This is a genomic window from Streptomyces mutabilis (assembly GCF_014649815.1).
Taxonomy (GTDB): Bacteria; Actinomycetota; Actinomycetes; order Streptomycetales; family Streptomycetaceae; genus Streptomyces; species Streptomyces mutabilis.
On record NZ_BMTT01000035.1, the window covers coordinates 21,755 to 28,159 of the forward strand.

At 72.3% G+C, this 6,405-nt stretch carries 4 protein-coding genes; 3 read left to right on the top strand and 1 reads right to left on the bottom strand.

The window, feature by feature from the left end; genetic code table 11:
- The first annotated feature begins 213 nt into the window (after positions 1-213).
- Positions 214-2,253 (top strand): M4 family metallopeptidase, encoded by a 2,040-nt coding sequence (locus IE142_RS33455; protein WP_191889212.1) that lies wholly within the window; start codon positions 214-216, stop codon positions 2,251-2,253.
- Between the two features lie 77 nt (positions 2,254-2,330).
- Positions 2,331-2,840, top strand: coding sequence for a DUF1990 domain-containing protein (locus IE142_RS33460; RefSeq protein ID WP_191889213.1), 510 nt, complete (start codon positions 2,331-2,333; stop codon positions 2,838-2,840).
- A 25-nt stretch (positions 2,841-2,865) separates the two neighbouring features.
- Here IE142_RS33460 and IE142_RS33465 read toward each other — a convergent pair whose 3' ends face one another.
- On the bottom strand, positions 2,866-5,484 hold the full coding sequence (locus IE142_RS33465; RefSeq protein ID WP_191889214.1) for a glycosyltransferase family 1 protein: 2,619 nt from the start codon (positions 5,482-5,484) through the stop codon (positions 2,866-2,868).
- A gap of 311 nt (positions 5,485-5,795) precedes the next feature.
- Between IE142_RS33465 and IE142_RS33470 the strand changes: the two genes are divergently transcribed.
- On the top strand, positions 5,796-6,405 hold a 610-nt coding region (locus tag IE142_RS33470; RefSeq protein ID WP_191889215.1), incomplete at its 3' end, for a maltotransferase domain-containing protein.

The following is a 6,405-nucleotide window of genomic DNA, read 5'->3' on the forward strand; positions in this document are numbered from 1 at the left end:
ACTTCCTGACGCGCTCCTGACAGAGGCACCGCTCGCCTGCCACTCTTCCCACGGCCGTTGCACAGCGCCCCCACAGCTTTCCTGTCAGCGCTGTGCCGCGGCCAGCTCCTGGCATGTGGTTTCTGCGTACCGAACCAGCACCGCCCGGCCGGCCCACCCGCCGACCGGTCTCCCCTGGCCGCGCGACCCGCGGCCACGCAGAAGGAGTCAGTGTTGAGCAGCAGCTCTCCCCACAGACGCACCTCCCACACCGCGTCCCGCACCACCCACCGCCGCGCCGCCGCCGTCGCCCTCGCCGGTGTCGCCGCGCTGATCGCCACGGCGGTGCAGTCCGGAGCCGCCACCGCGGCTCCCGGCCCGACCCCCGCTCCGGGTGCCGAAGCCGTCGAACTCAGCCCGGCCCAGCGAGCCGAGCTGATACGCGAGGCCGACGCCACCAAGGCCGAGACCGCCGGCGACCTCGGCCTGGGCGCCAAGGAGAAGCTTGTCGTCCGCGACGTGGTCAAGGACCGCGACGGCACCGTGCACACCCGTTACGAACGCACTTACGACGGACTGCCGGTCCTCGGCGGCGACCTCGTCGTCACCAGCGACGCCGGGAATACCGAGCGGGTCGTGAAGGCCACCCCGAAGGCCATCACGCCGGCCACCGTGACGCCGAAGATCTCCGCCGCCAAGGCCGGGACGCAGGCCGTGTCCGCCGCCAAGGCCGCCGGGGCCCAGGCACCGGACGCCGACCGCGCCCCGCGCAAGGTGATCTGGGCGGCGAACGGCACCCCGGTCCTGGCGTACGAGACGGTCGTGGGCGGCCTCCAGGAGGACGGCACCCCGAACGAGCTGCACGTCGTCACCGACGCGGCCACGGGCGCCAAGCTCTACGAGTACCAGGCGATCCACAACGGCACCGGCAACACCCTGTACAGCGGCACGGTGACACTGGGCACCGCGCGGTCCGGGTCGTCGTACACGCTGACCGACACCGCGCGCGGCAACCACAAGACGTACAACCTGAACCGGGGCACCTCCGGCACCGGCACGCTCTTCTCCGGCCCCGACGACGTCTGGGGCGACGGCAGCGCGTCCAACACCGAGACCGCCGCCGCCGACGCCCACTACGGGGCCGCGCTGACCTGGGACTACTACAAGAACGTCCAGGGCCGCTCCGGCATCCGCGGCGACGGCGTGGGCGCCTACTCCCGGGTCCACTACGGCAACAACTACGTCAACGCCTTCTGGTCGGACGGCTGCTTCTGCATGACGTACGGCGACGGCGCCGGCAACGCCAACCCGCTGACCTCCATCGACGTGGCCGCGCACGAGATGACGCACGGCCTCACCTCCAACACCGCGGGGCTCAACTACAGCGGCGAGTCGGGCGGGCTGAACGAGGCCACCTCCGACATCTTCGGCGCGTCCGTCGAGTTCTACGCGAACAACTCCTCCGACGTCGGTGACTACCTCATCGGCGAGGAGATCGACATCAACGGCGACGGCACCCCGCTGCGCTACATGGACAAGCCCAGCAAGGACGGCGCGTCCAAGGACTACTGGTACTCGGGGATCGGCAACGTCGACGTCCACTACTCGTCGGGCCCGGCCAACCACTTCTTCTACCTGCTGAGCGAGGGCAGCGGCACCAAGACCATCAACGGTGTCACCTACGACTCGGCCACCTCGGACGGCCTCCCGGTCACCGGCATCGGCCGCGAGAAGGCCGCGAAGATCTGGTTCCGCGCGCTGACCACCAAGTTCACGTCGACCACCAACTACGCGGGCGCCCGCACCGGCACCCTCGCGGCGGCCGGTGAGCTGTACGGCACCGACAGCGCCGAGTACACGGCGGTGCAGCACGCGTGGGCGGGCATCAACGTCGGCGCGCGCCCCGGTGACGGCGGGAGCGGCGACGGCACGACCTTCGAGAGCGGCGCGAACGTGAACATCCCCGACTACGGGTCGGCGGTGACCTCCTCGCTCACCGTCTCGGGCCGGGCCGGGAAGGCGCCGAGCAACCTGAAGGTGGGCGTGGACATCGTGCACAGCTGGCGCGGTGACCTGCGGATCGATCTGATCGCGCCCGACGGGACGGCGTACCTGCTGAAGAGCAGCGGCTACGACCCGGCCGAGGACGTGCACGAGACCTACACCGTCGACGCCTCCTCCGAGACGGCCAACGGCACCTGGAAGCTGCGCGTGCAGGACCAGGGGCGGCAGGACACCGGGTACATCGACTCCTGGCGGCTGACCTTCCCGTAGGCCTTTCGCGCCCCCATGGTGTGACGGGCGACACCCGGAACCAGTGGTTCCCGGGTGTCGCCCTAGTCTTGGTGCCCATGTCCTTCACGTACGACGACGTCGGCGCCACCCGCGAGCAGGGAGCCTGCCCTCCCGGCTTCCGCCCCATGCACGTACGCACCCGCCTCGGGGAAGGCGAACCGGTGTTCCGGCGCGCGGCCGAAGCCGTGCTGACCTGGGAGATGCACCGGGAGATGGGTGTCGGCATCGACGCCGGCGCGGAACGCGCCGCGCCCGGTGTCGACGTCACGGTCACCCTCGCCGGGATGATCAAGGCACCGTGCCGGGTGGTGTGGACGCTGGAGGAGCACCGCCGGGCCGGCTGGGCCTACGGCACGCTGCCCGGTCATCCCGAGTCCGGCGAGGAGGCGTTCGTGGTCGACCGCACGGGCGACGGCACGGTCTGGCTGACCGTGCACGCCTTCAGCCGTCCCGCCAAGTGGTACGCCAAGGCCGGCGGTCCGGCCACCCGGGCCTTCCAGCACGCCTACGCCCGCCGCTGCGGCGCCGTCCTGCGGCGGCTGAGCGGAGGCGACGAGGAGGACTGAGCCCCGCCCGTCGCCCTGGGGACGCTCACCGCATCAGCAGCCCCGCCGCCTGGGCCAGGTCGTCCGACGGCACCGCGACCAGGCCCGCCTCCGCGCCGGACGCCAGCAGCCGGTGCGCGGGCAGGATGCGGACCGTGTAGCCGAAGGGCCCGGTGCGGTCCAGGGCGAGCGGGCCCTCGTACAGCCAGCGGCCCTCCAGGTCGGGGCCGCCCACCGGTTTCAGCGGCACGGTGGTCGCGCCGGTGATCCGGTCCTCGGTGTCGACCCGGCCGGAGACCGCCTGCACCTCGACGTCGTCCGGTGCGAGGTCACCGAGGTTCACCCGCACCCGCAGCCCGAGCGTCGAGCCCAACTCCGCCGTACCGGTGACGGCGGAGGTCTCCACGTGGTCGACGCTCACCCCGGACCAGGCGGTGCGCACCCGGGACTTCCACTCGGCCAGCGCCCGCGCGGAGTCCGGGTCCATGGCGCGGTGCGCCTCGGCCGCCGGGGTGTAGAGCCGCTCCACGTACTCGCGGACCATGCGGCCGGCCAGCACCTTCGGCCCGAGCAGGCTGAGGGTCCTGCGGACCATCTCGATCCACCGGTCGGGCAGTCCGCTCGCCCCGCGCTCGTAGAAGCGGGGGGTGATCCGCTGCTCCAGCAGGTCGTAGAGGGCGTTGGCCTCTATGGCGTCGCGCCGGTCCGGGTCGGTGCCCGCGCCGTCGGCGGTGGGGATCGCCCAGCCGAAGTCGGGCTGGTACCACTCGTCCCACCAGCCGTCCAGCACCGACAGGTTGAGGCACCCGTTGAGCGCCGCCTTCATGCCGGACGTGCCGCACGCCTCCAGGGGGCGCAGGGGGTTGTTCAGCCAGATGTCGCAGCCCGGGTAGAGCTTCTGCGCCATCGCCATGCCGTAGTCCGGCAGGAACACGATCCGGTGCCGCACCCGCGGGTCGTCGGCGAACCGCACCAGTTCCTGCACCAGCCGCTTGCCGCCGTCGTCCGCGGGGTGCGCCTTGCCCGCGACGACGATCTGGACCGGCCGCTCCGAGTGCAGCAGCAGGTCCTTCAGGCGGTCGCGGTCGCGCAGCATCAGCGTGAGCCGCTTGTACGACGGGACGCGCCGCGCGAAGCCGATGGTGAGCACGTCCGGGTCGAGGACGTCGTCGATCCAGCCCAGTTCGGCGGTCCCGGCACCGCGCTGCCGCCAGGAGACGCGCAGCCGTTCCCGGACCTCCTCCACCAGTTGCTCGCGCAGGGTGCGGCGCAGGTCCCAGATGTCCTGGTCGGGGATGTCGGCGACCGAGTCCCAGCGGTCCGAGCCGCCGACGGTCAGCGCGTCCTCGGCCCGCTGCACGCCGATCTGCCGGGCGCCGAGCCGGAACACCTCGGGCGCGACCCAGGTCGGGGCGTGCACACCGTTGGTGACGGAGGTGATCGGCACCTCGTCGGCGTCGAAGCCGGGCCACAGTCCGGAGAACATCTCCCGGCTGACCCCGCCGTGCAGCAGCGAGACGCCGTTGGCGCGCTGGGCCAGGCGCAGGCCCATCACCGCCATGTTGAACAGGTTGGGCTCGCCGCCGGGGTAGGTCTCCATGCCGAGCCGGAGGATGCGGTCGACGTCGATGTGCGGGAGTTCGGCGTCGGGACCGAAGTGGCGGGCGACCAGCTCGCGGTCGAAGCGGTCGATGCCGGCCGGGACCGGGGTGTGGGTGGTGAAGACGGTCCCGGCCCGGACCGCCTCCAGCGCGGAGGTGAACTCCAGTCCCCCGTCGCACAGTTCGGCGATGCGTTCCAGGCCGAGGAAGCCCGCGTGGCCCTCGTTGGTGTGGAACACCTCCGGCGCGGCGTGGCCGGTGAGCCGGCAGTACGCGCGTACCGCCCGGACACCTCCTATGCCGAGCAGCATCTCCTGGAGCAGCCGGTGCTCGCTGCCGCCGCCGTAGAGCCGGTCGGTGACGCCGCGTTCGCCGAGGTCGTTCTCCTCGACGTCGGAGTCGAGCAGGAGCAGCGGCACGCGGCCGACCTGGGCCAGCCAGATCCGGGCGCGCAGCTCCCGGCCGCCGGGCAGGGCTAGGGCGACGTGGGCCGGGGTGCCGTCGGGCTCCTCGAGGAGGACCAACGGCAGCTCGTGGGGGTCGAGGACGGGGTAGTGCTCCTGCTGCCAGCCGTCCCGGGAGAGGGACTGTCGGAAGTAGCCGTGGCGGTAGAGCAGGCCGACGCCGATGAGCGGCACGCCCAGGTCGCTGGCCGCCTTCAGGTGGTCGCCGGCCAGGATGCCGAGGCCGCCGGAGTACTGGGGCAGGGCGGCGGTGATGCCGAACTCGGGCGAGAAGTAGGCGACGGCGGCGGGCAGTCGGCCGGACTGCGCCTGGTACCAGCGGTCGCCGGTCATGTAGTGGTCGAGGTCGTCGGCCACCGCGCTGAGCCGGCGCAGGAAGCGCCGGTCCTCGGCCAGCTCCGCGAGGCGGGCGGGCGGCACGGTGCCGAGCAGCCGTACGGGGTCGCGGCCGGACGCGGCCCAGCGCCCTGGGTCGACGGACTGGAAGAGGTCGCGGGTCTCCGGGTGCCAGGACCAGCGCAGATTGCGGGCCAGATCACTGAGCGGCCGGAGGGGGTCGGGGAGTACGGGACGGACGGTCAGTCGACGGATCGCCTTCACCCCCACGACGTTACCGGCGTGATGTGTCCCTCGCTGGGGGCTTCGCCCGAAGATCTCCGATTCGGCCTGAACGGCACCCTCTTCCCTCGCCGGACGGGCTAATAACCACCGGCGTGTCGATCTCCCGGCGGGGAAGGCGTTCGGTCAGGGCCGTCGCGTGTGTCGACATACGCGTGAGTAGTTAACAAAGTGCCGGATTGCCCACCCGAAGAGTGTGGGAAGGCTCCTGCGGTACGCCCCGCACGCACCACCGCAGGACCCACCTCCCCACAGTCATCCGCCCACCCACGTTGACGCGGACAGGAGCGGTCATGCCCGCCACGCACCACTCGTCAGCACACCCCGGAGCTTCACTCGAAGTCCCCCCCGGAGCACCCCCCGCGGACGTCACCACCGTCGTCGGACGCATCCCCGTCCTGGACGTCCGCCCGGTCGTCCAGCACGGACGCAGGCCCGCGAAGGCCGTGACCGGCGAGTCGTTCCAGGTCTCGGCCACCGTGTTCCGCGAGGGGCACGACGCCGTGGCCGCCAACGTCGTCCTCACGGACCCGCAGGGCCGGCCCGGACCGTGGACGCCGATGCGTGAGTCGGCCCCGGGCACCGACCGTTGGGGCGCCACCGTCACCGCCGGTGAAGCCGGGCTGTGGACGTACTCCGTGCAGGCGTGGGGCGATCCGGTCACCACCTGGCGCCACCACGCGCAGATCAAGATCCCGGCGGGGATGGACACCGACCTGGTCCTGGAGGAGGGCGCCCGGCTGTACGAGCGGGCCGCCGCGCAGGTGCCCGGCGGCGCGGACCGGCGGGAGCTGCTGGCCGCCGTCGACGCGCTGCGGGACGAGGACCGACCCGCCGCCTCCCGGTTGGCGGCGGCGTTGACGCCCGAGGTGGACGCGGTACTGGCCCGGCACCCGCTGCGGG